This window comes from Rhizobium sp. IY2 (assembly GCF_047532935.1).
Taxonomy (GTDB): Bacteria; Pseudomonadota; Alphaproteobacteria; order Rhizobiales; family Rhizobiaceae; genus Rhizobium; species Rhizobium anhuiense.
In genome coordinates, this window is record NZ_JBLKNU010000006.1 from 168352 (window position 1) to 194670 (window position 26319).

Genomic DNA, 26319 nt, shown 5'->3' on the forward strand with positions numbered 1-26319 from the left:
GAACTTCCCCGGCCAGTCAAGGCTCCGGGCACACCGGAGATCAGGCAATTTTTTTGGAACCATCCCGATGCCCGCCCGTTAGGCTCTGGTTGAGCTTAAAAAAGGAGGCCGATGATGCACACTTCGACCCATATTCCCGACAAACGCACGGAGGCATCCGACCGCATGAAGCGGGCGAAGCCGAACCGCATGCAGAAGGCGCAGGTGCTGCCGCCGCATCATGTCGACCTGACGCTGACGCCCGGTGTCTATCACGACATTCATGTGCCGGCCCATGTTACCGGTGCGGATCTTTCCAAGGGTGGCCCGGACATCAAGAGCAATGCAGAGACCAAGAAATAACCAGCATTCCCGCCTCTTTGGCGCGCTGACGGTCGATTTGAAACAGGGTGAGAAACATATGACGATCAACTTTGTGCCCCGCGAGATCTTCATCCGGCACGAAAAAGAATGGCAGGCCATACGCGAGGCGGCGGACGAGCGCATTCAGATCGGCAAACGGCAGAAGCCGCTTGCCTCGTCCATCGGCGACGCGACGCCGGTTGAGAAAAACGATCTTTCGGCCGCATGCTCCGAATAACCGACAGACAGTCACGCTGACACAAACGCCCGGCATGATGCCGGGCGTTTTTTCTATCGATGTTCATCCCGGTCGACCCGCTGTCCGGAATTATAGCCGAAGTGTTGTTCGAGTTTGCCGAAGGCGAAGAGCACGCAGATGGCGGCAATCGTCGTGAAGAAGGCGATCGGCCAATAGCCGAAGCCCATGGCGAGGCCGATCGCGCCGGAGAGCCACATGCCGGCGCCGGTCGTCAGCCCGTGCACCCGGCCTCTTGCAAAGACGATCATGCCGGCGGCAAGGAAGGCGACGCCGGCGGTCACCGCTTCGATGACGCGCAGCGGATCGATGCGCACCTGCTCATCATCGGCGAAACCCGGCATGTGCACGGCCTCGATCGAGATGATGGCGAAGAGGGCAGCGGCAAGACTGATCAGGATATGGGTTCGGAAGCCTGCCGGGCGGTCGCGGGCCTCGCGTTCGAAACCGATCAGTCCGCCGAAGAGGATGGCGCCGATCAGGCGGGCGAAGATGACAGGATAGTGGATGCGTGACGCCGGTATCATGTCGGCGATGATGAGATCCATGGATTTTCCCCAGAACATACGGAATTTTTCGCTGGCTAACGTATGAGCGCGGGATTTGTTCAGCTTTTTCCCCTCACGCGTTTCGGCCGCCACGCTGGCCTCCCCGATAGGCGCCGACGCTTGTATGCCATTCGAGGGAAAGATCGGCGGATCAAGCATCATCCTGCCGCCGCGCCAACCTTTCAGAAAGGATTGGGCGGCGATAATTGCGGCCTCACAGGAATCGGACAGATGGCCAAGACAGCGACACGCGGCCGCCGCAAGGCGCCGGCGAGAGGAAAGAGCAGAGCACGCAGCAGCGGTGGCGGATTGCTGCCCTGGGCGGTGATCGGCATTGCCGCGATCGGCGGCATCGTCGCCCACGACAATTGGAAGAGCATCCAGCCGATGCTTGCAAGGCAGGCAACGCCGGTCACGCGGGAAACGGCGGAGCTGAAACCTTCAGTCAGGAAGGACGTGCCGGCGAAGCAGGTGGCGCTGGCCACACCGACGCCGAAAGCTGCACCGCCGGTGCAACAGTCGCAACCGTTACCGCCAGCCGCGATCCCGACGCCGGCGATCCAGCCGATAAAGGCGGTGCCGTCGCCTGCCTCCCCGGCCGTGTCGGAAACTGGGACGGTGGCCTTCGGCTATTGCGGGCAGGGCGCCCATATCAATTGCGTCGGCGATGGCGGTGTCTTCTGGTACAAGGGCGAGAAGATCGTGATAGCCGACATGGCAAGCCCTGTCGTCGACCAGGCGCGTTGCGACGGCGAACGCCGGGTGGCCTTTGCCGCCAAGTCGCGGCTGCTGGCGCTTCTGAACGCCGGACCGTTCACGATGAATGCCGCGGGCAAAGCCGAGCCTTCAGGCGCGCCGCGCGTCGTCTCGCGCGACGGGCGCTCTTTCGGCGCACAGCTGATCAATGAGGGGCTGGCACGCAAGCCGGGGGCTGCCGGCGCCGCCTGGTGCGCCTAGACCGGTTCAGCTTTTAACGGAAGCGCCGAACCGCTCGATCCTTTTGTTTTTCGCATTCCCGGCAAAAGCGCTTCGCACTTTTCCTGGAACTGCTCTGACGGGGACTATTTGCCCTTCTTCACCAGCTTGCCGCCGGTGCGGAAGCTGCCGGTAAAGGAGGAATCCTTGCTTTCGGCGGTGCATTCGATTGCGATCGGCTTGCCGGAATAGGGATTGCCGAAGGTGCAGAAGCCAGCGACCTTGACCTCCCCGGTCATCTTGTTGCCGACACCCGTGGTGACAAGGCTGAGCGGCAGGCGGGCATTGCCGTTGGATGCGGGTTTGATGCCGGCGCCGTCGCCCTGGAAGCCGAGCGCCTTGCCGTCAGAGGTGAAGATGAAGGTCACCAGGCCATTGGCCAGCGTGACGCTGGCAAGCTCGTTCTTGCAGCCTTTGGTGGCGTCGAATTTGGCGACAACAAGCTTGGCGCATTTGCCGGAAAGGGTAATGACGCCGGGTGCGCCCGGAAACGTCTCGGGAGCAGCTGGTGCTGCAGAGACCGGCAAGGTGAAGGCGGCGGAAAAAATGGCGGCGGCTGCCGGTGCGAAAAATCTCATTCTCTGTCTCAACCCCATCTGTCTGCGACGGCGAATCGGCCATGCGTTGGATAATCAGGCATTGGCACCGTTCTGTGACTTATTTTGGTCTTGTCCGGCGCTGTTCGGCGTCGAACGGGGCGTTAGGGATTTTTGAAATCATCCCAGAGGATCGCCACCGCAGCCGCGAATATCGTGGTCGGAATCAGCCAAAACTTGATGCTGATCGGTTCGACGACATGAAACTGCATATAACCGAAACCGAAGAGGCCAGTCCCAACCAGGGCGAGGCCGAGGATTATCGATATCGCTTTCCGTGTCCGCGTTCTTTGCGCCATACATCCCCCCAATTTCCCACGTGTGCGGGTGACCGCACAGCCGACTGAAATCCGCCCGGACATAATCCGAGTTAAAAAGCCCTTGCGCCCGTAAAGTGTCGGATTGGGAGCGCATGCCAGCCGCAAGAACGAAAAATCCCCGAAGCGGGGATTTATCAACGATGTCAGGGGGATCGGATGGTGGGCGTGACAGGGATTGAACCTGTGACCCCTACGATGTCAACGTAGTGCTCTCCCGCTGAGCTACACGCCCATCCGATGGCGGCGCATAGATCACAAAACCTTTGGAGCCGTCAATAGGCTTTTTTCAGTTTTGTGACGCGCCGCCCGGCAAGCCTTACGCGGCAAGCATTTTGTTGACCTCGTCGACGAGGTCGCGCAGGTGGAAGGGCTTGGAAAGGACCTTGGCATCCTTCGGCGCCTTCGAATCGGGGTTCAGCGCCACGGCGGCAAAACCGGTGATGAACATCACCTTCAGGTCGGGGTCGAGCTCGGTAGCGCGGCGCGCCAGCTCGATACCGTCCATTTCGGGCATGACGATATCGGTCAGCAGCAGGGAAAACGGCTCCTCGCGCAGCCGGTCATAGGCGCTGGCGCCGTTGTCATAGGAAAGGACCTTGTAGCCGGCCTTTTCGAGCGCTTTCACCAGGAAGCGGCGCATGTCATTGTCGTCTTCTGCGAGAAGTATCTTCTGAGTCATTAATCCAGACCGCTGATCAATAAGTTTTGGTGGGCTGCCAGCCGTTTACACTAGTCTCGAGCCGGTAAACAACCGGTGAATTGCCTGTGCGTGATTGCCATCCCTTCTACATAGTATGGACTTGAGGCCGGGCAACTGGCAACATGGGCGCAGCAGCCAGTTCATGACATGGTAAAGAGGGCCGAAAGTGCCGGAAATACGCGAATACGAGCTTTTTGAGGTTCATGAGCCCGTGTCGCAGACCATTCCCTTCGTCTACAACTCCCCTCATAGCGGCCGCATTTATCCACCGGAATTTATTGCCCAGTCGCGGCTCGAGGGCATCGCCATCCGCCGTTCCGAGGATCACTATGTCGACGAGCTCTTCGGCTCTGCCGTCGCACTCGGCGCGCCGCTGCTCGCAGCCAACTTCCCCCGCGCCTATCTCGACGTCAATCGCGAGCCCTACGAGCTCGATCCGCGGATGTTCGACGGGCTGTTGCCGCCCTATGCCAATGTCAATTCGCTGCGCGTCGCCGGCGGGCTCGGCACCATTCCGCGCATCGTCGCCGAAAATATGGAAATCTATGCACGTCGTCTTCCTGTGCAGGAGGGGCTCGACCGGGTCGAAGCGGTCTATAAACCCTATCATGCGGCGCTGCGCCGGCTGATCGCGCGGACGCATGTGCAGTTCGGCTTCGGCGTGCTGATCGACTGCCACTCGATGCCCGGCAATGTGCGCGTCGCCGGCAACGTTGGGCGGCCTGATTTCATCATCGGCGATCGTTACGGCACCAGTGCTTCGGCCGAGCTTTCGCGGGCGGCCATCGCCATTCTCGAGGAAATGGGCTTTGCGGCAATCCGCAACAAACCCTATGCCGGCGGCTTCATCACCGAACATTACGGCCGGCCGTCGCGGGGTCTGCATGCACTGCAGATCGAGGTGAACCGGGCGATCTATGTCGATGAAGTGACGCTGGAGAAACGCGAGGATTTCGCCGCAGTTGCCGATGCCGTCACCGCCTTCATGCGGCAGATGGCGGATTACGTCGAGAAATTCGCCGGCGATCGGGCGCTGGCCGCCGAATAAATCTCTTTTTCGATTTCGCTGCTGTCAGGCCTAGTCCTCCCTGGCCAAAAAAAACCGCGCTTGTGAGCGCGGCTAAGTCTAGGGAGGAAACACCCAAGGAGGGTATTTACAGTCAGAAGACTGTACGGAAGAAGCTACTATTGCATTGCACAAATGTCAAGCAATATATTGCGCTGCGACATCTTTGGGCAGTTAGATTGAAATTGCCTGCTACGTTTGCATTCCCGTTGCTTTTCGCTATGAAAAGCGCCACTCCCGCCAGCCAAACGGATAAATCATGCTTCCTGACCGTTCGTTCTTCAACCGCCTGGCGGAAGCCGCCCGAGCCGAGACGCTGCCGCGATTCCGCTCCGGTCTCGATGTCACCAACAAGCTCTCCTCCGGTTTCGATCCGGTGACGGAGGGCGACCAGGCGGCCGAACTCGCCATCCGGGCGCTGATCGAGGAGAGTTTTCCCGGCCACGGCATTCTCGGCGAGGAACACGGCAATGTCGGGCTCGACCGCGAATATGTCTGGGTGATCGATCCGATCGACGGTACGCGCGCCTTCATCTCCGGCGTGCCGGTGTGGGGAACGCTGATCGGTCTGCAGAGAGAGGGCCGGGCGATCATGGGCATGATCGAACAGCCCTTTACCGGTGAGCGTTATTTCGCCGACCAGAACGGCTCGATCTATACAGGACCGGAGGGCGAACGGCGGCTGATGACGCGCCAGTGCGACGCGCTGTCGAACGCCATCCTGTTCACAACCTCGCCGCATCTCTTTGCCGGCGAGGAGATGGAAAAATACCGCGAGATCGAGAGCCAAGTACGGCTCTTCCGCTACGGCTGCGACTGCTACGCCTATGCGCTGCTTGCCGCCGGCCATATCGATCTCGTCGTCGAAAACAGCCTGAAGCCCTATGACGTCGGCGGCATCATTCCCGTCATCGAAGGGGCGGGCGGCATCATCACCACCTGGGACGGCGGACGGCCGGAAAATGGCGGCTCGATCATCGCCGCCGGCAGCCGGGCGGTCTACGAGCAGGCGATCGCCATCCTGCAGCGCTAATCCGGATCAGCCCTGCTGATCCTTGATCAGCCTTGCTAATCGCCCGGTCAGCAACAGCGGTCGGGTCACGTGCCGAGGGCGGCGACGTCCTGGTTTTCTTCGGCGTCGCTGCCGGGAATGAAGGCGTGGAAGGCGGCAAGAGCGGCGGCGCGGTAGGTATCCCGTTCCTGGAAGATCTCGTGACGGGCGCCGTTGATTGGCACCAACTGGCCGGCGCGGAAATAACGCGAGAGCCGCTCCTGCGCCGTGTAGGGCACGACACCGTCCCGCGTCGGGGCGATGACGATGGTCGGGATGGTGATCGAGAAGAGATGGTCGGGCGAGGTGACCCGGTCCATCGTGCGAAAAGCCTCGATCAGCCAGCGGGCTGTCGGCGGCCCGAGCGTCAGTTCCGGATGGTCCTTCATCATCGCGACGTTGCGCTCGAAGCGGAGTTCGTCGGAGGTCAGCGGATTGTCGCGGAAATCCGGCTCCTTCAGTTTCGAGGTCAGCGGCAGAAAGCCCAGGCCGATGGCGTTCAGCGTGCCGGCCACAGCGCGGATGACACGGGGCGAAGCCGCTTGGCCGGTCAGGCCGATGAAGGGCGCCGACAGCACCATCCGGTCGATACGGGTGGTGAGATAGGGCGCGGCCGAGAGCGCGATCAGCCCGCCTGTGGAATGGGCGAGCAGGTAGAAGGGCAGGCGGGTATCCGGCAGCACCACCTTTTCAAGGAAGATGTCGAGATCACGCTCGTAATCGGCAAAGCGGCGGATGTGGCCGTGGTTGCGGTGCTTCAGCAGCCTTGACGAACCGCCCTGGCCGCGCATGTCGAAAGTCGCCACCCAGAGGCCTTTGGCCGTCAGGTCGCGGATCGTCTCGAAATATTTCTCGATATATTCGTTGCGGCCATGAAGGATGACGACCGTGCCCCTGGCCATCTGGGCGCTCGAGCGGAAGACGGCGTAACGCAGCCGGTGGCCGTCATGGGTTTCGAAGAACCCCTCGGTGCGGTTTTCCGGGGCGGGATTGTCGGGCGTCGAATAGAGAACCTGATCCATGACCTTGCCAATGCGCCGCTGCTGACTGCTTCGCCTATCAGGGATAGCGCATGGTATCCGCCTTGGAAAGCGGTGCGCCCGCAAGGCGCGGGAAAAGGGCCGGCAGGAGCATGAGGGTGCTCGCGGCCGGCCGAAGTTGAGACTGAAGAAGAAGGGACGATGCACTTCAGCCATCGGGACCAGATTCACCCGACGCTGAAATTCCTAAGCGAATGCGCCTGAACGCGTGCCGAACCGGTCGTTCATGCGGGGTTCACTGGCCGATCAAGGCGATTCCCAAAAGGTCTTGAACTCGTCAAATCCCATCACCATCTCCTTCCTGCGGGCGCCGGAAAGGGCCCGCGCAACCGTCCCGAGGCCGCCAAAGATGGGGTTTCAGGGGCATTTCATCGCAACACGTCGCTTCCACAGGAGGACATCATGCGTCACGTAGACTTCTCTCCCCTTTATCGTTCGACCGTCGGTTTCGACCGGCTCTTCACCATGCTCGACAGCCTTGCCCAGCCGGAGCAGGCGCAGACCTATCCGCCCTATAATATCGAGCGCACCGGTGAAAACACCTATCGCATCACCATGGCGGTCGCCGGTTTCGACGAGACCGAACTTTCGATCGAAGCCCATGCCCATGTTCTGTCCGTGAAGGGCGAAAAGAACGAGGAACCTGCCGAAGGTGGCGAATTCCTCTATCGCGGCATTGCCAAGCGCGCCTTCGAGCGCCGCTTCCAGCTTGCCGACCATGTCGAGGTGACTGCCGCTTCGCTGAAGAACGGCCTGCTGCACATCGACCTTCTGCGCAATATTCCCGAGGCCATGAAGCCCCGCAAGATCGCGATTGCCGCAGAACCGGTTGAGGCTCCGAGGGCCATCGAAGCGCAGATCATCAACGGCTGATCGATCCCTTACGGGTAAAACGGACGGCGCTCCCATCGGGGCGCCGTTTTTTATTTGTCGCCCAAAGCGCGCCGCGATCCTTCAGATTCGCTCCTCGCGCTTTAGCTCCTTATTTTTGCGCGACCTGCTCTATGCCGGGCTGGCTGCCTCGTCCATTTCCTTTTCCGTTGCGCGGCGGGCCGCGGCGGCGGCGTATTTCTGGGCGATGACGGCGCAGACCATCAGCTGGATCTGGTGGAAGAGCATCAGCGGCAGCACGATCGCGCCGATCGACTGGCCGGCGAAGATGACATTTGCCATCGGCACGCCGCTGGCAAGGCTCTTCTTCGAGCCGCAGAAGGTGATGGTAATCTGGTCGGGCTTGTTGAAACCGAGCCAGCGGCTGCCGAACATCGTCAAAACAAGAACAAGTGCCAACAGCACGATGTCGGCTGCGATGACGACGGCGATATCGGCGATCGAGAAAGTGTGCCACAGGCCTTCGACCACCGCCGTGCTGAAGGCGAGATAGACGACCATCAGGATCGAGCCGCGGTCGACAGGCATCAGGATCTTCTTCTTGGCGCGGATCCAGTCGCCGATCCAGGGCTGCAGGATCTGGCCGACGATGAAGGGGGCAAGCAGCTGCAGCAGGATCTGCTCCAAGGCGTCGAAAGAGAAGCCGCCATGGCCGCCGACGGAAAACAGCAAGCCGACGAGCAGCGGTGTCAGGAACATGCCGAAGATGTTGGACGCCGAGGCCGAGCAGATGGCGGCAGGCACATTGCCGCCGGCCATCGAGGTGAAGGCGATCGACGACTGCACCGTCGATGGCAGCACGCAGAGGAAGAGAATGCCGAGATAAAGCGGCTGCGGCAGGATCGTGTCCGGGATCAGTCCGAGCGCCATCCCGAGCAGCGGGAAGATGCCGAAGGTCGTCAGCAGGATGACGAGATGCAGCCGCCAGTGCAGCAGGCCTGCTATGACGACGTCGCGCGAGAGGCGGGCGCCATGCAGGAAGAACAGCAGGGCGATGGCAAGATCGGTGGCGATGCCGAAATAATCCGCGAATGTGCCGCTCGCCGGAAACAAGGAGGCGAGGATGACGGTGCAGACGAGCAGGATGGTGAATGTATCGGGCAGAAAGCGGCGCATGACGGTCTCGCGGCGTGATAAAAACAGTCGTTGTTCTGTCGTCCATTATGATCCAGGATGCAAGAAATAACAGTTATCGAGAATCTGGATCATGCTGGACCTTTCGCAATTGCGCAGTTTCGTCGCCGTCGAACAGATGGGCAGTTTCACCCTTGCTGCGGAGAGGCTTGGCCTGGGGCAATCGACGGTCAGCCAGCATATCCAGCGGCTGGAGACGGCCCTGGGGCGCAAGCTGCTGGCGCGCGACACGCATAAGGTGATGCTGACCGGCGATGGCGAGGCGTTGCTCTCGCATGCGCGCGCCATGCTTTCGATCGAGGGGCAGGTGCAGTCATTGTTTAAGAGCCACAGCCTGCGCGGCAGCCTGCGGCTCGGCGTGTCGGAGGACTTTGTCACCAGCCAGTTGCCGGCGGTGCTGGAAGATTTCGTTCGTTCGCATCCCTCCGTCGATCTGGAACTGACGGTGGCGCTATCAGGCGTTCTCTACGAGATGCAGGATAATGGTGAGATCGATTTGGTGCTCGCCAAGCGCCGGCTCGGCGATGCACGCGGAAAACTCGTCTATCGCGAGCCGCTCGTCTGGCTGGCGCGCGATCCCGAGCGTGTGCTCGCCTCCGGCCCTCTGCCTCTGATCGCCTTTCCGCCGCCGAGCGTCACACGGGTGATCGCCCTGGAAGCGCTCGGGCGAAACGGCGTGCCGTGGCGGATCGTCTGCACCTGCGGCAGCCTGAGTGGGTTGACGGCGGCGGCGCGGGCCGGGATGGGCGTGCTGGTGCAGCCGCGCAGCATGGCACCATCAGGCCTGAAGGAGATTGCTGCGGGAAAACTTCCGGCGCTAGAGGACGTCGAATTCGTGCTGGTGCCGCGCAAGGGAGCGGATCAGGCGCTGGTCTCAGCACTTTCCGACGATATTCTGCAAAAGGTGAGGGGACTGAAATCGGCGTGAAGCATTGCCAATCGGGGCAATCAGGCAACCAGGCACTTCAGGAAACCATCCACATCCGCTTCCGTCGTCGCGAAGCTGGTGACGAGACGGATCAGGATTTCGCTTTCGGAAACGAGCTCGGGCGTTGCCGCCGGAACCGGCCATTCGTAGAATTTCGCGCCCTTTTCCTCCGCGGTTTTCGCAGCGCTTTTGCTGATAACGGCAAAGACTTCGTTGGAGGCGGTCGGCCAGGCGAGGCGGGCGGCGTTGCTGTCTCTGATGCCGGCGCGCAGCCCGTCGGCCATGCCGTTCGAATGGCGGGCGAGATCGAGCCAGAGACCGTTTTCGAAATAGGCATCGAACTGGGCGGCGATGAAGCGCGACTTGGAAAAGAGCTGGGCGGCGCGCTTGCGGATGAAGGGCATTTCCCGGGCCTGATCCGGATTGAAGAAGACGATCGCTTCCGCACACCAGCAACCATTCTTGGTGCCGCCGAAGGAGAGCATGTCGACGCCGCGCTTCCAGGTCATTTCGGCCGGGGTGGCGCCGAGCGCGATCAGCGCATTGGCGAAGCGGGCGCCATCCATATGGAGCGGCAGATTGCGTTTTTTTGATATGGCGGCGATCTCGCCGATCTCCGGCAGCGAATAGACGGTGCCGATCTCGGTTGCCTGGGTGATCGTCACCGCGCTGGCGCGGCCATGACGGAGGGCGTCTTCGGGATAATGCGCGATCTTTGCCGAGAGCCCGGCCGGATCGATCTTGCCGGCTTCGCCGTCGACGGCAACGAGGCGGGCGGAGCCGGAGAAGAATTCCGGCGCGCCGCATTCATCCTCGATCACATGGGCTTCCGAATGGCAGAAGGTGATGCCGCCGGGGCGCTGGACGCTTGCCAGCGACAGCGAGTTGGCGGCCGTGCCGGTGGCGACGAAAAAGACCGAAACCTCGCGTTCGAAAATCTCGGAAAAGCGGGCTTCGACCTTCCTGTCGAGGTCGCCGGCGCCATAGGCGGCGGCAAAACCGGCCGATTCCGTCAGCAGACGTTCGGCAATGGATTGATGGGCGCCGGCCCAGTTATCGGAAGCAAAGAACATGGGGGAAACCGTTGGGGAAGGATAAGGTTGGCAAGTCCGCAGCGGACATTACGCCAAAGCTTCACAGGATCAAGGTTGTCGCCCGTGACACATCACAGAAATTGAACTACGCAATCAATAAACAAAATAGTGTGGCTTTGTGTAATTTTATTTCGCCATGCCGACTGATCCGGCAATCTTCAGTCGCAAATTGATGTTTTTTGACAGAGCGCTCTTGCGGAGCCGAATGCTTTCTGGCATAGAACTGATGAATTAGGACAGTGTTGCTGTCCTATTTTGGCCTTTGTGGCCGAAGAGGCGCCGAAAGCCCTGGAACAGACCGGCTTTCACGCTATAGTTCTTCCGAGCGTCAAAGCCTTGCCGGCGGCGCGCGGAGGCGAATGGCAGGCGCGGAACGCGACGGTTTGCTTTCCTTTGAAGCAGATGTCTGCGGCCGATCTTCACACTGCAACAGCGCTGTCACGCGCCGAACTTATCTTCGGGTTGCGGCGCATGACGAAAAGCCGCCCGCGGCCCCGCGGGCTTCGACAGGAGGAAAGATGATGACGAAGACGCCATCCATGGAATTTGACCGGTTTGCTGCTGCCGAGGTGCGCGCGACGGCCAATATCTCCACATCCGCCTCCGGCCTGCCGAAGAAACAGGGCCTCTACGATCCGCGCAACGAACACGATGCCTGCGGCGTCGGCTTCGTCGCGCATATGAAGGGCCAGAAGTCGCACCAGATCGTCAAGGACGGCCTGTTCATCCTCGAGAACCTGACGCATCGCGGCGCCGTCGGCGCCGATCCGCTGATGGGTGACGGCGCCGGCATCCTGGTGCAGATCCCCGACCGTTTCTTCCGCGAGGAGATGGCCGAGCAGGGCATCACCCTGCCGCCGATCGGCGAATATGGCGTCGGCCATATCTTCATGCCGCGCGATGAAAAGCAGATCGAGCACTTCAAGAAGGTGATCCAAGACGTCATCACCGAGGAAGGCCAGGTCTTCATCGGCTTTCGCGACGTGCCGGTCGACAATTCCTCGCTCTCCAAGGCGCCGGCGATTGCCGCAACCGAGCCGCATCATGTGCAGGTCTTCATCGGCGCCGGCGAGGATGCCGAAAACAACGACGAGTTCGAGCGCCGGCTGTTCACGCTGCGCAAGGTGATCTCCAACCGTATCTATGATGAGTTCGACGGCGAGGAGAGCAATTTCTATCCGGTGTCGCTGTCGTCGGCGACGGTGGTCTACAAGGGCATGTTCCTGGCCTATCAGGTCGGCGTCTATTACAAGGACCTGTCGGATCCGCGCTTCGAAAGCGCGGTCGCCCTGGTGCACCAGCGTTTCTCGACCAACACCTTCCCGTCGTGGAAGCTCGCGCATCCCTACCGCATGGTCGCCCATAACGGCGAGATCAACACGCTGCGCGGCAACGTCAACTGGATGGCGGCGCGCCAGGCGTCGGTCTCCTCGCCGCTGTTCGGTGAGGACATTTCCAAGCTCTGGCCGATTTCCTATGAGGGTCAGTCGGATACGGCCTGTTTCGACAACGCGCTCGAATTCCTGGTGCGCGGCGGTTATTCGATGGCACATGCGGTGATGATGCTGATCCCGGAAGCCTGGGCCGGCAACCAATCGATGGCGGCCGACCGCAAGGCGTTCTACGAATATCATGCCGCTCTGATGGAGCCCTGGGACGGTCCGGCTGCCGTGGCCTTCACCGATGGCAAGCAGATCGGTGCTACGCTCGACCGCAACGGCCTGCGGCCGGCGCGCTACCTCGTCACCGATGACGACCGCGTCATCATGGCGTCCGAAGCCGGCGTGCTGCCGGTTCCGGAAGAGAAGATCATCCAGAAGTGGCGCCTGCAGCCGGGCAAGATGCTGCTGATTGACATGGAGGAAGGCCGCATCATCTCCGACGACGAGGTGAAGTCGCAGCTGGCGACGGCGCATCCCTATCGCAGCTGGCTGAACCGCACCCAGCTCATCCTCGAAGATCTGAAGCCGGTGGAGCCACGGGCGCTGCGCCGCGACGTGTCGTTGCTCGATCGCCAGCAGGCCTTCGGCTACACGCTCGAGGATACTCGCATCCTGATGTCGCCGATGGCGACGACGGGCCAGGAGGCGATCGGCTCGATGGGCACGGATACGCCGATCTCGGCGATGTCGGAAAAGCCCAAGCTGCTCTACACTTATTTCAAGCAGAACTTCGCGCAGGTGACCAACCCGCCGATCGACCCGATCCGCGAGGAACTGGTCATGAGCCTCGTGTCCTTCATCGGGCCGCGGCCGAACATTCTCGACCACGAGGGCGCGGCGAACGCCAAGCGGCTTGAAGTGCGTCAGCCGATCCTGACCAACGGCGATCTCGAGAAGATCCGCTCGATCGGCCATACGGAAGATCGTTTCGACACCAAGACGCTTGATTTCACCTATGATATCGAGCGTGGCGCCGAAGGCATGCCGGAGATGCTCGACCGACTCTGCGAGCGCGCGGAAGCGGCCGTCAAGGGCGGCTACAACATCATCGTGCTCTCCGACCGCCAGATTGGCCCGGACCGGATCGCCATTCCGGCGCTGCTGGCGACGGCGGCCGTACACCATCACCTGATCCGCAAGGGGCTCCGCACCTCGGTCGGTCTCGTCGTCGAGACCGGCGAACCGCGCGAAGTGCATCATTTCTGCCTGCTCGCCGGCTACGGCGCCGAGGCGATCAACCCCTATCTCGCCTTCGACACGCTGCTCGACATGCATGCCAAGGGCGAATTCCCGAAGGAAGTGGATGCTTCCGAAATCGTCTACCGCTACATCAAGGCGGTCGGCAAAGGCATCCTCAAGGTCATGTCGAAGATGGGTATCTCGACCTATCAATCCTATTGCGGGGCGCAGATCTTCGATGCGATCGGCCTGCAGTCGGAACTCATCGACAAATATTTCTTCGGGACCGCGACGATGATCGAAGGTGTCGGCCTCGAGGCGATTGCCGCCGAAACCGTCGCCCGCCATAACGCGGCCTTCGGCAAGGATCCGCTTCTTGCGACGACGCTCGACATCGGCGGCGAATATGCCTACCGCATGCGCGGCGAAAGCCACGCCTGGACGCCGGATGCAGTCGCTGCCCTTCAGCATGCGGTGCGCGGCAATGCCGAGGATCGCTACCGCGAATTCGCCGAGATGGTGAACAATTCAGCGCTGCGCATGAACACGATCCGCGGCCTCTTCAGGATGAAGAGCGCCGAGGCGCTCGGCCGCACGCCGGTTTCGATCGACGAGGTCGAGCCGGCGGCCGATATCGTCAGGCGTTTCTCGACGGGAGCGATGTCCTTCGGCTCGATCTCCAGGGAGGCGCATACGACGTTGGCGATCGCCATGAACCGGATCGGCGGCAAGTCGAACACCGGCGAGGGCGGCGAGGAATCCGACCGCTACATGCCGCTGGCCGACGGTTCGATGAACCCGGAACGTTCGGCGATCAAGCAGATTGCCTCGGGCCGCTTCGGCGTCACCACCGAATATCTCGTCAATGCCGACGTGCTGCAGATCAAGGTGGCGCAAGGCGCCAAGCCTGGCGAAGGCGGCCAGCTGCCGGGTCACAAGGTTGACGCGACGGTTGCCAAGACCCGCCACTCGACGCCGGGTGTCGGCCTGATTTCGCCGCCGCCTCACCACGACATCTATTCCATCGAAGATCTGGCGCAGCTGATCTACGATCTAAAGAACGTCAACCCTACCTCGGATGTCTCGGTCAAGCTCGTCTCCGAAGTCGGCGTCGGCACGGTCGCCGCCGGCGTCGCCAAAGCGCGCGCCGACCATATCACGGTCGCCGGCTTCGATGGCGGCACGGGTGCATCGCCGCTGACTTCGCTCAAGCATGCCGGCAGCCCCTGGGAAATCGGCCTTGCCGAGACCCAGCAGACGTTGGTGCTGAACGGCTTGCGCTCGCGTGTCGCATTGCAGGTGGACGGCGGGTTGAAGACCGGCCGCGACGTCATCATCGGGGCGCTGCTCGGCGCTGACGAATTCGGCTTCGCCACCGCGCCGCTGATTGCTGCTGGCTGCATCATGATGCGCAAGTGCCATCTCAACACCTGTCCGGTGGGCGTGGCAACCCAGGATCCGGTGCTGCGCAAGCGCTTCAAGGGCACGCCGGAGCACGTCATCAACTACTTCTTCTTCGTCGCCAACGAAGTGCGCGAAATTCTCGCCTCGCTCGGCTTTACCCGGCTCGACGAGATCATCGGCGCTTCGGAGCTGTTGGAGAAGGACGAGATGCTGGCGCACTGGAAGGCCAACGGCCTCGACTTCAGCCGCATCTTCCATAAGGTCGATGCCGCCAAGGAAGAGACCTTCTGGACGAGCCGGCAGCAGCACCCGATCGACGATATTCTCGACCGCGTGCTGATCGAGCAGGCACAGCCGGCGCTGACCGCCAAGACACCCGTTGCCTTCGAGGTCGGGATCAAGAACGTCGACCGTTCGGCGGGCGCGATGCTCTCCGGCGAGGTCGCCAAGCGCTTCCGCCACCGCGGGCTGAAGGAAGACACGATCAATGTCACACTTCGCGGTACGGCGGGGCAGAGCTTTGGCGCCTTCCTGGCGCGTGGCGTCACCTTCAACCTGATCGGTGACGGCAACGACTATGTCGGCAAGGGGCTTTCGGGCGGCAAGATCATCATCCGGCCGCCGGAGAATTCGCGGATCGTGGCTGAGAACTCGATCATCGTCGGCAACACCGTGCTTTACGGTGCGACCGAGGGCGAATGCTACTTCCGGGGTGTGGCGGGCGAACGTTTCGCCGTGCGCAATTCGGGTGCGATCGCCATCGTTGAGGGTGTCGGCGACCATGGCTGCGAATATATGACCGGCGGCGTCGTCGTCGTGCTTGGCGCCACGGGCCGTAACTTCGCGGCCGGCATGTCCGGCGGTGTTGCCTATGTGCTCGATGAAACCGGCGATTTCGCCAGCCGCTGCAACATGGCGATGGTCGAACTCGAGCCGGTGCCCGAGGAGGACGACATGCTGGAGAAGCTGCATCATCACGGCGGCGATCTCATGCACAAGGGACGTGTCGACGTTTCCGGCGACATGACGCGCCACGACGAGGAGCGCCTCTACCAGCTGATCTCCAACCATCTGCACTATACGGGTTCAACCCGCGCCAAGCAGATCCTCGACAGCTGGGCCGACTACCGTCCGAAGTTCCGCAAGGTCATGCCGGTCGAATACCGCCGTGCGCTCGAGGAAATGGAGCGCAGCCGGATGGGCATCGCCGCGGAATGATTTGCACTGGGACATCCGTCACCTGCTGACCGCAGGTGACGGATGACGAAAATATCTCGATGACTCCGATCGTGCCGACAGCGAAACCTGTCCAGATCGCACGGATGTCTTCCAGGGGATATGCGCCAATGACGGTCAAGAGAAGCAACTTGCCCCGGATACCGGGACTGACGATAGACAGATTGGCTGCGGTGAGGCGGTCATGAGGGTAAGGGACGAAAGCATGGGTAAGGTAACAGGGTTTCTGGAAATCGACCGGCAGGTAGCGAAGTATCAGCCGGCGTCGGATCGTATCCGTCATTTCCGCGAGTTCACGATCCCGATGTCGGACCCGGAAGTGCAGAAACAGGCCGCGCGCTGCATGGACTGTGGCATCCCCTATTGTCACGGCCCGACCGGCTGCCCGGTTCATAACCAGATTCCCGATTGGAACGACCTCGTCTACAACAACAACTGGGAAGCGGCGATCCAGAACCTGCATTCGACCAACAACTTCCCTGAGTTCACCGGCCGCGTCTGCCCGGCACCCTGCGAGGAAGCCTGCACGCTTAATCTCGAGGATGCGCCTGTTGCCATCAAGACGGTCGAACAGGCGATCGCCGACAAGGCCTATGAGCTCGGCTTCATCCGGCCGCAGCCGGCGACGGTGCATACCGGCAAGAAGGTTGCCGTCATCGGCTCCGGCCCCGCCGGCATGGCGGCCGCCCAGCAGCTCGGCCGCGCCGGCCACGAGGTGCATGTCTACGAGCGCGAAACAAAGCCGGGCGGGCTGCTGCGCTACGGCATCCCCGATTTCAAGATGGAGAAGAACTTCATCGACCGCCGCGTCGAGCAGATGAAGGGCGAGGGCGTCACCTTCCATTGCGGCGTCAATGTCGGCGTCGATGTCAAGGTCGAGCAGCTACTCGCCGATCATGACGCCGTTCTTTACTGCGGCGGCTCCGAGACGCCGCGCGAGGCGGGCATTCCCGGCACCGAGCTTGCGGGCGTCCACGATGCGATGCCCTATCTCGTCCAGCAGAACCGCCGCGTCGGTCGCGAGAACATCGACAGCGTCGGCTGGCCATCGGACCCGATCCTTGCCGGCGCCAAACATATCGTCGTCGTCGGCGGCGGCGATACGGCTTCGGACTGCGTCGGCACGGCGTTCCGCCAGGGGGCCGTCAAGGTCACCCAGCTCGACATCCGACCGCAGCCGCCGGAAAAGGAAGACAAGCTTGCCGTCTGGCCGTTCTGGGCGACGAAGATGCGCACTTCCTCCTCGCAAGCCGAGGGTGCCGTGCGGGAATTCCAGGTGGCCACGCTTGAGTTCGTCGGCGAAGACGGCGTGCTGACCGGCGTCAAGTGCTGCGAGGTCGATGAGCGCCGGCGGCCGGTTCCGGGCACGGAATTCGTCATCCGGGCCGATCTCGCCTTTATCGCCATCGGTTTCCGCGGCCCGTTCACATCAAGCGTGCTGAAGGAGCTCGAAGGCAAGCTGACGCTCAACACCGACAAGCGCGGCTCGACCAACGTGGTCGCCAACGACCGCGACTACAAGACGTCGATCGACAAGTTCTGGACGGCCGGCGACGTGCGCCGCGGCCAGTCGTTGGTGGTTTGGGCGATCCGTGAAGGCCGCCAGGCGGCGCGTGCGATCGACGAGGCATTGATGGGCTCGACCGTCCTGCCGAACTGACCGTCGGCCGCTCACACCTTCAAGAAGACAAGAACTCCGCCCTATCGGCGGAGTTTTTTCATGGAGCGCCGCGCGTCCGCCAGGACGTGATGCGACCGCTTACCGCGGAACCGTGCCGCAAGCCTCGGGCAACGGCAAGGACATCGATGTCAGCGGCCGGAGCGATTTCAGACGAACGACAGCGACGCCTTCTTCGGCCTATCCGGCTCCAACCATTATTATCTGAGCTGGCCGTAGGCGGCGACCTAGACCGGAACGGAGCGAAAGGCTGCTTCACGCACAGCGCGTTGCCGACTGATCTACGATCTAGACTAGAGCTAGCCGAATTGCAGGACGCTGTTACGCAGGAGATGTGCTTTTATGCTCGCCGAAGAGCAGCTTGTAACCGCAAGCACAATGCCGCCCGCCGCGATTGATCGCTGATCCAGCGCAGCAGAGCGGGCGGTCTCTTTATTTGACCGAGACTTCGGCCGGCGCCTTTGCGGCAGGCAGGCGGTAATCGTCAACGCGGCCGGGAGGTGCTGGCGTCATTTCGCCCTGCTCGACCAGGAGGTCGCGCGGCGACCGCGTCAAAGCCACAGGCGGCGGCCTGGCGCCGAGAAGCTCGGCGCCGCCGTCGAGATTGGGATCGGAGAGGCTGATCGGTACGGTATGTTCGACCGGATTGGCGGGGAGGCCGAGGCCGGGCAGATTGCTGGAGTCGAGGCGAATTAGGTCGGGGCTTGCCTGGGTGCCGAGAAGACGCCGGGCCGGCTTTTCCACATAGAAGGCGAGCTTTCGCCGGCCGGCTTGCGTAAGATTAATGCCGTCGGAGGTGCGCAGGCGCACCTGCTGGCCGTTCACATCCGAACCAGTGACGATGAAGGTGCCGTTTTCGTCGACGAAACCATCCCAGATGTCGACGAATTCGCCGCCGATGCTTTCAACCTGGTTGCGGTAAAGCTGATTCATCTGGACGGCATCGGCCGTCATCGAATCGGACTGGAAAGCGGGAAGGCCGACCCAGAGCAGCGGGATCTTGCGGGCGGTGACCTCCTTGCCGAAGGAAAGGACACGGCGGCGATATTCGGCAAACCAGCCATCGGTGCGGAATTTTTCCTTGGCGGTGTCGGTCACCATCTGCTGGCGGTCGTTGGCGCCGATCATGACGACGACCATCGCCGGCTTCAGCTCGTCGATCATCTTCGGCAACTGTGCCGGCCAGTCGTAATAATCGTCACGAACCAGGCCCGAGGAGACGTTGCCGCGGGCTTCGACGACGACACCGGGCGAGGTCTCGAAGGCGGCGGTGAGGCCGTCGCCGAGGCCGCTCGCCAGGAAATCGCCGACGATCAGGATCTTACGGGCGTCGCCGAGCTTCTGCACCGCCGGCTCCTCCTGCACGGGAGCGCGGACCGGCGGCGCGGTGCGGGTATTGACGATGGCTTTCTGCGCCGGCGGGCGCTTGCGCTGCTGGCGTCTCGGCTGCTGGACATCAGGCGCCTGCGGTGCGTCGTCGAGATAGCGCCGGCCGAGGAGGAAATCGAGGATCGACCGGCGCTGGTAGCGCTGCTCCTGGGCTTCGGCAACCTGCACCGGCGCAAGCGCGCCAACGAATAGCGAAGCCGCCGTCAAGGCGAGCATGAGCCAACGGATTGGGGTGCGATCAGTTTTCTTCGTCATGGGCAGTTCCGCATCTGCCGGCATCTTGCACGTGGGGTAGGCCAGCGTCCACTCTCGCTATCTAGGTCAAGGTTCTGGCTGTTGTAGAGCAGCATGCCGAAAAGTGTGTGTGGTTTTCGGGCGGTGTCATGCCCTACTTTCTTGATCCAAATGCGGGTTCAGCTTCCCGGCGGAGATTATCCCGATCTAGCGGCGCAACGCGTTCAGAAGCGGCAAGGAGGGCTCGCCGTCCGGCTGCATGCCGATGCGCTCCTGCACGGCTGATATCGCCGCCTTCGAACCCGAGCCGAAATTGCCGTCGACCTCGCCATTGTAATAGCCGAGTGTCTTCAGACGCGTTTGCAGCTCGAATTTCTCAGTGATATCAAGGGCGCCGTCCGGGCGCGGCCAGCGCTGCTGCATGCCGCCGTAGCCGGCGATCTGGTCGGCCAGCAGGCCGACGGCAAGCGCATAGCTGTCCGAGGCATTGTAGTTCTTGATGGTGAAGAAGTTGGCGGTCATCAGGAAGCCGGGGCCACCGGCTCCGGCCGGCATCTTCAGCATGGCTTTGGTGCCGCCGTCGCGGAAGGCCTTGCCGTTCGGGCGTGTCAGGCCGAGCGCTGCCCATTGGGCCAGCGTATGGGTCTTGCCGGCCTGCTTGGCCGCGGCCGCGGGAACGACGACCTCGTAGCCCCAGGTCTTGCCGGTGTCCCAGCCGTTCTTCATCAGGAGATTGGCCGAAGTCGCCAGCGCATCCGGCACCGAGTTCCAGATATCGCGATGGCCGTTGCCGTCGGCATCGACGGCATAAAGCAGGTAGCTTGTCGGGATGAACTGGGTGTGGCCCATGGCGCCGGCCCAGGAGCCGGTCATTTCGCGAGCCGGCACGTCACGGTTCTGCAGGATCTTCAGCGCGGCGACCAGCTGCTTCTTAGCGAATTTGGCGCGGCTCGGATCGGCATAGGCCAGCGTTGCCAGCGCGCGCGGCACATAGTGCAGCCGGTCGTCCTTGTCGAGAATCGCGCCGTAATTCGATTCCATCGACCAGATGGCGAGCAGAATGGTCTTGTCGACGCCGAATCGCCGCTCGATCGCATCGAGTGTTCTTGCGTGTTTGGCGGCCATCTCGCGGCCGATCTTGACCGTGTAGGGATTGACGCGGGAATCGACATAGTCCCAGATCTTCGAGGTGAATTCCGGCTGATAGGCGGCCTTTTCGAGCACGGTCGGATCAGGCTCGCTCACCCCGGAAAAGGCCTTTTGATAAGTTGCCTTACTGATGCCACTCTGAGCGGCTGTTTGGTAAAAATCCGCGATCCATTTCTGGAACCGGGAATCAGCTCTAGCGTTGTCGGGGACCAGCCCCACCTGGGCGGCGACAATGAGGGCGAGAGCAAGACCACGAAGGGAGTTTTTGTGATTCTGGGTCATCGACAGTCGTATCCGTCATCTTCAGTTTCCGGGGACAGCGAGGCATCATGTCCGCGCCAGAACCAAGACTACAGGAACGGAGTCAACAAATTCTTTACCATAGCGAACCGCTGCGGTCACCATTGCAAAACAGTAGCAATTCTATACTAGTTAAGGCTAAAAAGCCCTATTTCCAAAGCGATATGATCGAAGCAGGAGGCCGGTGTGGCTCAACACAACAAAGTTCGTAAAGCAGTATTTCCGGTGGCCGGATTGGGGACGCGATTCCTGCCGGCGACAAAGGCTGTTCCGAAGGAAATGTTGACCGTCGTCGACAAGCCAATCATTCAGTATGTCGTCGATGAGGCGATCGAGGCCGGGATCGAACATCTGGTGTTCGTCACCGGGCGCAATAAGCACGTCATCGAAGACTATTTCGACATCCATTTCGAGCTGGAACAGACGCTGCGCGAGCGCGCCAAGAAGGCGGAGATCACCCTTCTGGCCCAGCAATTGCCGAAGGCCGGCACGGTGAGCTTCACCCGACAGCAGGAGCCGCTCGGCCTCGGCCACGCCGTGTGGTGCGCCCGCGAGATCGTCGGCGACGAGCCCTTCGCATTGCTGCTGCCCGATATGATCATGAAGGGCGACAAGGGCTGCATGAAGGGCATGATCGACCTTTACGCCCAGAGCGGCGGCAATATCATCGCCGTCGAGGAATGCGCGCCCGACCAGGCGCATAAATACGGCATCGTCGGCGTCGGCGAAGCGATCGGTGACGGCTTCCGCATCACCGGCATGGTGGAAAAGCCTGCCAAGGGGACGGCGCCTTCCAACTTCTTCATCAACGGCCGCTACATCCTGCAGCCGGAGATCTTCAAGATCCTCGAAACCCAGGAGCGCGGCGCCGGCAACGAGATCCAGCTCACCGATGGCATGCTGAAGCTGCTGAAGGAACAGGATTTCGCCGGTTACCACTTCCGCGGCGCGACCTACGACTGCGGCGCCAAGGACGGCTTCATCCTGGCAAACGTCGCCTTCGCTCTCGAACGCGCCGATATCCGTCCCTCCGTCGAAGGCGGCTTCAGGGAATTGCTTGCCGGCCTGAAGTAAGGGCTACGCCTGGATTATGAAGTGACAGAACGCCGCGCATCCGGGCTGGATGCGCGGCGTTTAACGTTTCAGCTTGAGGCCGACGCCGGCACGAAATTGCTGCGAGTCGGTGCCTTCCTTGCGCGTCGTCAGCTCGTAGCCGAGTGTGCTGGTCAAATCGAGATAGCGGTTGATGTTCCAGGTCAGGCCGGTCGCGGCGGTATAGACGAGCTCGTCGTTGATGGTGCTATCCGTGGGATAGTCGCGCCATATTACCCCGCCGATCATCGTCCCGACCAGATTGTCGCGCAGCTGGTGGGTGAGCGTCGTCGTCAGTGCGTGCGAGACGTAGCCGCTCTCACCGGCAGTCGTTGAGGGCTGAATGCTGGTTTGCAGGTCGAAATTGACGTCGGTTCCGCGGATCGGCGACCAGAGCAGGCTTGCATCGAGTGTCGCCGTATCGATCGAGGACAGGCGGCTGTCTTCGAAATCGGCCTGCTCGTAACCGACGCCGACTTCACCCTTCAGTTTCTCGCCGAGATCGACTTCGACGCCCACCTTGGCGCCATAGCTGTGCCCCGAGCGCTCATAGCCGGCCGAGTCGCGCGTTTCGTCATAGATCGTGCGGCCGATGTTGGCTTCGATGAAGGGGATGAGCGCGGGGGACAGCTCGTAGCCGACGCGGCCGCGCAGCGTACCCGTCGTCTGGTCGCGATCGCTGAGGGTGACGGTCGTGCCGTTCGAAAGCTTGGCATCCGAATAAATCGAGCGGGTCATGGCAAGGGCCGTCGTCCCGCGTAGAATGCCGAAATCGCGCTGGACGGAGGCGCCGGCCGAAAATTCCTGTACATCAGACTGCTGCGCGGCATTGGCGATGGCGTCGGGATCGTCCGTATCCTCGCGGTAGAAATTGTAACCGGCGGTCAGGTGCGCCGTGGTGTCGTCGGGAAGATCGAGCCTGAGGTCGCTGTTGATCTTGAAGGAGGGCTGTTCTTCGCCCTCGCCACTGATATTCCTCTGATAGGCACCTTCCGAGGTTACGGACAGTTGATGGCGGCCCCAGTCGGAGGTCAAGGTCGCTGCTGCGTCTGTTTCGAAAAAGGCGCGCCGCTGTCGGGTATTGCCGTCCTTGGTGGTCTCGGTGTTGATGCTCTGGGTGACGCTCGGGCGGAGCACGAACGTGCCGATCGGGATTCCCGGCGTTTCCTCCGTCGAGGCGCTTGTGGCAGCCCTGCGGCGCGGCAGCGTCTCGTCGAGCGGCGCTTCGCGGGTGTTCAGCCGGCGTATGTCCTCGTCGAGGATGGAGCCGGTAATGTCGTCGCCGGCCTGCGCATCCGGTATGGCTGGCCTCTGCTGGGCATCGTCGGCATTCGCGGTCGCACCATTTGCCGCAGGCGCGGCGGCACCGTCGGTCTCGTCATCGAAACCGGTGGCGGCGGCGTTGTTCGTGGTGCTGTTGTCCTGATTGGCCGCGGAGCGGCTGTTTGCCATGCCTGCCGGCTGTGCGGCGGACTGCGCAAGGGCTGCCGTCTGGGCAAGAATCAGGCCTCCGAACGCGGCAAAAGAGACGGCACGGCTCATGGCGCGGAGCGGCGTCACACTGCTCGTCTGTTTTGGCTGGCCCATGCAATTCGCGCCTGACATGCTTTCGGTTCTTACCCAAAGGTAAAGCCTTGTGGTTAATCATTCGTTGCCGTCAGCGGGCGCCGTTCACATTTCGGAAAGAGTGCGGGGTGGACTTGGAAAGTGAAAAGGTCTAACGCAACTTCATGAACAGAAGAGCGATAAACCTCGTTGAAAACAGCGTGCTCGAATCGGCAAAACGCACGATAGAGACCGAGAGACGCGGTCTTGAAGCGCTGGAACGGGCCCTTGACAATGGCTTGGCCGATCCTCTGACACGGGCCGTCGAAGTCATCGGCGACATCTCCGGCCGCGTCATCGTCACCGGCGTCGGCAAGAGCGGCCATATCGGGGCCAAGCTCGCGGCGACATTCGCTTCAACCGGGACACCTGCCTTTTTCGTGCATGCGGCCGAAGCCAATCACGGCGACCTCGGCATGATCGAGCGCGACGATGTCGTGCTGGCGATTTCCAAAGGCGGCGAGAGCGCCGAGCTCAAGAGCATCATCTCCTTCACCCGGCGCTTCTCCATTCCGCTGATCGCAATCACCTGCAGCGACCGTTCCTCGCTGGCGACCGCCGCCGATATCGTCCTTCTGGTGCCGAACGAACAGGAGGCCTGCCCCAATGGGCTGGCGCCGACGACCTCGACGCTGATGCAGCTTGCGCTCGGCGACGCGCTGGCAGTGGCGCTCCTGGAAGCGCGCGGCTTTACCGCCACGGATTTCCATGTCTTCCATCCCGGCGGCAAGCTGGGCGCCAGCCTGATGCATGTCGCCGATATCATGCATACCGGCGAGCGGCTGCCGCTCGTTGCCAAGGGCACGCCGATGCCGGAGGCGATCACGGTGCTGTCGCGCAAGCATTTCGGCTGCGTCGGCGTGCTGGATGAGGATGGCCGGCTTTGCGGCATCGTCACCGAAGGCGATATGGCGCGCAATCTGACCCGCAATCTGGCCGAGCTCGCGGTCGACGATATCATGACCAAGACGCCGAAGACGGTGAAGCCGACGATACTGGCGACCGCGGCGCTGGCGCTGCTCAACCAGCATCATATCGGCGCGCTGATCGTCATCGACGACGACCGCCGGCCGGTCGGACTGGTGCATTTCCACGACCTGCTGCGCATCGGCGTCGCCTGATCAAGCTCGTTCGATCAAGCTCGTTTGATCAGATGGGCTCGACCGTCAGGTCGCGGCCGTTGCTTGAAACCACCTTCACCTGTGTTCCCACCGGCAGGTCCGGTCCCATCACCTGCCATAGCGTATCGTCGAGGCGGATGCGGCCGCGGCCCTCGCGGATCGGTTCGTGCAGCGTCGCCGTGCGGCCGACGAGGCTCGCGCCGCGCTGATTGAGGAAGGGCTCGTCGGTCGTTGCATTGCGCAGCGTCAGCCGCCGGCCGGCGAAGGTCGTGGCAACGGCGAGCAGCGCAAAAAGGATCGCCTGCAATTCCCAGACCCAGAAGGCGCTGTCCCAGAAGAGCAGCGACAGCGCGCCGACGATCAAGGCGGCAAGGCCGATCCAGACTAGGAAGAAGCCGGGTACGATCATTTCCGCGGCGAGCAGCACGAGGCCTGCGACCCACCAACTCCACGGACCGAGTTCGGCGATGATCTTCGCCAGCATGGCTTATCGCTCCTGATCGGGATTGAAAGGATTGGGAGTCGACGGATTGATCGGCGGCGTCGAGCGCGCCGGTGCGGGGCGCGGACGCGGCGGCAGCGGCGGCGGGGTTGCCGGGCTGTTGCCGGCATCGCCGAAGACCTCGCGGGCAATGGCGCCGATGCCGCCGAGCGAACTCAAGATGGAAGAGGCTTCCATCGGCATCATGACGATCTTGGAATTGGGCGCCGAACCGATCGAGGTGAGCGCTTCGGTGTATTTCTGCGCAACGAAATAGTTGATCGCCTGGATGTCGCCGGCGGCGATCGCCTCGGAGACCATTTTCGTCGCCTTGGCTTCGGCTTCGGCCAGGCGTTCGCGGGCTTCTGCGTTGCGGAAGGCGGCCTCGCGCTGGCCTTCGGCCTGGAGAATGGCGGATTGCTTGGCGCCTTCGGCTCGGAGGATCTGCGCGTTGCGCGAGCCTTCGGCCTCCAGCACCTGCGCCCGCTTCTCGCGCTCGGCCTTCATCTGGCGGGCCATCGCGTCGACGAGGTCGCGCGGCGGCTGGATGTCCTTGATCTCGACGCGGGTGACCTTGATGCCCCAAGGATGCACGGCCTCGTCGACGACGCGCAGCAGCCGGTCGTTGATCGCATCGCGGTTGGAAAGCAGTTCGTCGAGATCCATCGAACCCATGACCGAACGGATATTGGTCATGGTGAGATTGAGGATGGCGTTTTCGAGGTTGGAGACCTGATAGGCGGCCTGAGCGGCGTTCAGCACCTGATAGAAGGAGACGGCATCCGCCGAAACCGAGGCATTGTCCTTGGTGATCACCTCCTGGGTCGGCACGTTCAGCACCTGTTCCATCACGTTCAGCTTGGCGCCGACGCGCTCGATGAACGGGGTGATCAGGTTGAGGCCGGGCTCCAGCGTGCGGGTATACCGCCCGAAGCGCTCGATCGTATAGCGGTAGCCCTGCGGCACGGTCTTGATCCCGGCGAAGAGCACGAGGATGACGAAGATGACCAGCACGATGACGACAATGTCGAAGCCGCCGAACAACATGAAGAATTCCTCCTATCGGCG

At 62.0% G+C, this 26319-nt stretch carries 23 protein-coding genes and 1 tRNA gene; 11 read left to right on the top strand and 13 right to left on the bottom strand.

The genetic code is table 11. The features are described 5' to 3' along the window. Positions 1-111 precede the first annotated feature (111 nt). Both ACMUVN_RS20135 and ACMUVN_RS20140 read left to right on the top strand, forming a co-directional pair. Entirely contained in the window at positions 112-342 is a 231-nt protein-coding gene (locus tag ACMUVN_RS20135; protein WP_025570441.1) for a hypothetical protein, read from the top strand. Positions 343-400: 58 nt separating this feature from the next. Further along, on the top strand, positions 401-580 hold the full coding sequence (locus tag ACMUVN_RS20140; RefSeq protein ID WP_029868306.1) for a hypothetical protein: 180 nt from the start codon (positions 401-403) through the stop codon (positions 578-580). Positions 581-633: 53 nt separating this feature from the next. On the opposite strand, the gene ACMUVN_RS20145 is transcribed toward ACMUVN_RS20140, so the two are convergent. Further along, positions 634-1146: an MgtC/SapB family protein gene (locus ACMUVN_RS20145; RefSeq protein WP_029868307.1), complete on the bottom strand. Its 513-nt coding sequence runs from the start codon at positions 1144-1146 to the stop codon at positions 634-636. Positions 1147-1377: 231 nt separating this feature from the next. Between ACMUVN_RS20145 and ACMUVN_RS20150 the strand changes: the two genes are divergently transcribed. After that, positions 1378-2103 carry a hypothetical protein gene (locus tag ACMUVN_RS20150; protein WP_029868308.1) on the top strand — a complete coding sequence of 242 codons (726 nt, stop codon included), beginning with the start codon at positions 1378-1380 and terminating at the stop codon, positions 2101-2103. Positions 2104-2207: 104 nt separating this feature from the next. Here the strand turns inward: ACMUVN_RS20150 and ACMUVN_RS20155 are convergent, their stop codons facing one another. The 4 genes from ACMUVN_RS20155 to cpdR1 all read right to left on the bottom strand — a co-directional run bounded on the left by ACMUVN_RS20155 (position 2208) and on the right by cpdR1 (position 3716). Further along, positions 2208-2699 carry a hypothetical protein gene (locus ACMUVN_RS20155; protein WP_244604806.1) on the bottom strand — a complete coding sequence of 164 codons (492 nt, stop codon included), beginning with the start codon at positions 2697-2699 and terminating at the stop codon, positions 2208-2210. A gap of 122 nt (positions 2700-2821) precedes the next feature. After that, a complete protein-coding gene (locus tag ACMUVN_RS20160; RefSeq protein WP_028755908.1) occupies positions 2822-3016 on the bottom strand; it encodes a hypothetical protein in 195 nt (64 codons plus the stop codon). A 178-nt stretch (positions 3017-3194) separates the two neighbouring features. Next, positions 3195-3269: transfer RNA gene (locus ACMUVN_RS20165), tRNA-Val, on the bottom strand. A gap of 84 nt (positions 3270-3353) precedes the next feature. Next, the gene (cpdR1, locus tag ACMUVN_RS20170; RefSeq protein ID WP_003542883.1) at positions 3354-3716 is read right to left on the bottom strand and encodes a response regulator CpdR1; all 363 of its coding nucleotides are present in this window, start codon (positions 3714-3716) and stop codon (positions 3354-3356) included. 187 nt (positions 3717-3903) lie between these two features. Here cpdR1 and ACMUVN_RS20175 point away from each other — a divergent pair, with 187 nt between their 5' ends. Both ACMUVN_RS20175 and hisN read left to right on the top strand, forming a co-directional pair. Next, the gene (locus tag ACMUVN_RS20175; RefSeq protein ID WP_025570459.1) at positions 3904-4785 is read left to right on the top strand and encodes an N-formylglutamate amidohydrolase; all 882 of its coding nucleotides are present in this window, start codon (positions 3904-3906) and stop codon (positions 4783-4785) included. A gap of 277 nt (positions 4786-5062) precedes the next feature. Then, the gene (hisN, locus tag ACMUVN_RS20180) at positions 5063-5836 is read left to right on the top strand and encodes a histidinol-phosphatase (protein WP_127430746.1); all 774 of its coding nucleotides are present in this window, start codon (positions 5063-5065) and stop codon (positions 5834-5836) included. A gap of 65 nt (positions 5837-5901) precedes the next feature. Here the strand turns inward: hisN and ACMUVN_RS20185 are convergent, their stop codons facing one another. Then, entirely contained in the window at positions 5902-6876 is a 975-nt protein-coding gene (locus ACMUVN_RS20185; RefSeq protein ID WP_127430747.1) for an alpha/beta fold hydrolase, read from the bottom strand. Between the two features lie 420 nt (positions 6877-7296). On the opposite strand from ACMUVN_RS20185, the gene ACMUVN_RS20190 reads away from it, so the two are divergent. Next, positions 7297-7767, top strand: a complete 471-nt coding sequence (locus tag ACMUVN_RS20190; RefSeq protein WP_028755891.1) for an Hsp20 family protein — start codon at positions 7297-7299, stop codon at positions 7765-7767. Positions 7768-7896: 129 nt separating this feature from the next. On the opposite strand, the gene ACMUVN_RS20195 is transcribed toward ACMUVN_RS20190, so the two are convergent. Continuing rightward, entirely contained in the window at positions 7897-8901 is a 1005-nt protein-coding gene (locus ACMUVN_RS20195) for a bile acid:sodium symporter family protein (RefSeq protein WP_028755890.1), read from the bottom strand. A 91-nt stretch (positions 8902-8992) separates the two neighbouring features. On the opposite strand from ACMUVN_RS20195, the gene ACMUVN_RS20200 reads away from it, so the two are divergent. Continuing rightward, positions 8993-9847: a LysR substrate-binding domain-containing protein gene (locus ACMUVN_RS20200; protein WP_028755889.1), complete on the top strand. Its 855-nt coding sequence runs from the start codon at positions 8993-8995 to the stop codon at positions 9845-9847. A gap of 20 nt (positions 9848-9867) precedes the next feature. Here the strand turns inward: ACMUVN_RS20200 and ACMUVN_RS20205 are convergent, their stop codons facing one another. Beyond that, the gene (locus ACMUVN_RS20205) at positions 9868-10920 is read right to left on the bottom strand and encodes a threonine aldolase family protein (RefSeq protein ID WP_028755888.1); all 1053 of its coding nucleotides are present in this window, start codon (positions 10918-10920) and stop codon (positions 9868-9870) included. 539 nt (positions 10921-11459) lie between these two features. Here ACMUVN_RS20205 and gltB point away from each other — a divergent pair. Together gltB and ACMUVN_RS20215 are read left to right on the top strand one after the other, a co-directional pair. Continuing rightward, on the top strand, positions 11460-16184 hold the full coding sequence (gltB, locus tag ACMUVN_RS20210; RefSeq protein ID WP_174824463.1) for a glutamate synthase large subunit: 4725 nt from the start codon (positions 11460-11462) through the stop codon (positions 16182-16184). A 223-nt stretch (positions 16185-16407) separates the two neighbouring features. Then, positions 16408-17862 carry a glutamate synthase subunit beta gene (locus ACMUVN_RS20215; RefSeq protein WP_028756675.1) on the top strand — a complete coding sequence of 485 codons (1455 nt, stop codon included), beginning with the start codon at positions 16408-16410 and terminating at the stop codon, positions 17860-17862. Positions 17863-18312: 450 nt separating this feature from the next. On the opposite strand, the gene ACMUVN_RS20220 is transcribed toward ACMUVN_RS20215, so the two are convergent. After that, on the bottom strand, positions 18313-19548 hold the full coding sequence (locus tag ACMUVN_RS20220; protein WP_414815411.1) for an SGNH family hydrolase: 1236 nt from the start codon (positions 19546-19548) through the stop codon (positions 18313-18315). A gap of 162 nt (positions 19549-19710) precedes the next feature. After that, positions 19711-20934 carry a lytic murein transglycosylase gene (locus ACMUVN_RS20225; RefSeq protein WP_414815412.1) on the bottom strand — a complete coding sequence of 408 codons (1224 nt, stop codon included), beginning with the start codon at positions 20932-20934 and terminating at the stop codon, positions 19711-19713. Positions 20935-21138: 204 nt separating this feature from the next. On the opposite strand from ACMUVN_RS20225, the gene galU reads away from it, so the two are divergent. Next, complete coding sequence (gene galU, locus ACMUVN_RS20230; RefSeq protein ID WP_003542870.1) at positions 21139-22026, top strand: UTP--glucose-1-phosphate uridylyltransferase GalU; 888 nt, start codon at positions 21139-21141, stop codon at positions 22024-22026. A 60-nt stretch (positions 22027-22086) separates the two neighbouring features. Here the strand turns inward: galU and ACMUVN_RS20235 are convergent, their stop codons facing one another. Then, positions 22087-23631: an outer membrane beta-barrel protein gene (locus ACMUVN_RS20235; protein WP_028758956.1), complete on the bottom strand. Its 1545-nt coding sequence runs from the start codon at positions 23629-23631 to the stop codon at positions 22087-22089. A 143-nt stretch (positions 23632-23774) separates the two neighbouring features. Between ACMUVN_RS20235 and ACMUVN_RS20240 the strand changes: the two genes are divergently transcribed. Continuing rightward, positions 23775-24770, top strand: a complete 996-nt coding sequence (locus ACMUVN_RS20240; RefSeq protein WP_047616405.1) for a KpsF/GutQ family sugar-phosphate isomerase — start codon at positions 23775-23777, stop codon at positions 24768-24770. Between the two features lie 28 nt (positions 24771-24798). On the opposite strand, the gene ACMUVN_RS20245 is transcribed toward ACMUVN_RS20240, so the two are convergent. Both ACMUVN_RS20245 and ACMUVN_RS20250 read right to left on the bottom strand, forming a co-directional pair. After that, complete coding sequence (locus tag ACMUVN_RS20245) at positions 24799-25254, bottom strand: NfeD family protein (protein ID WP_028756670.1); 456 nt, start codon at positions 25252-25254, stop codon at positions 24799-24801. A 3-nt stretch (positions 25255-25257) separates the two neighbouring features. Next, a complete protein-coding gene (locus tag ACMUVN_RS20250; RefSeq protein ID WP_028756669.1) occupies positions 25258-26298 on the bottom strand; it encodes an SPFH domain-containing protein in 1041 nt (346 codons plus the stop codon). Positions 26299-26319 lie beyond the last annotated feature (21 nt).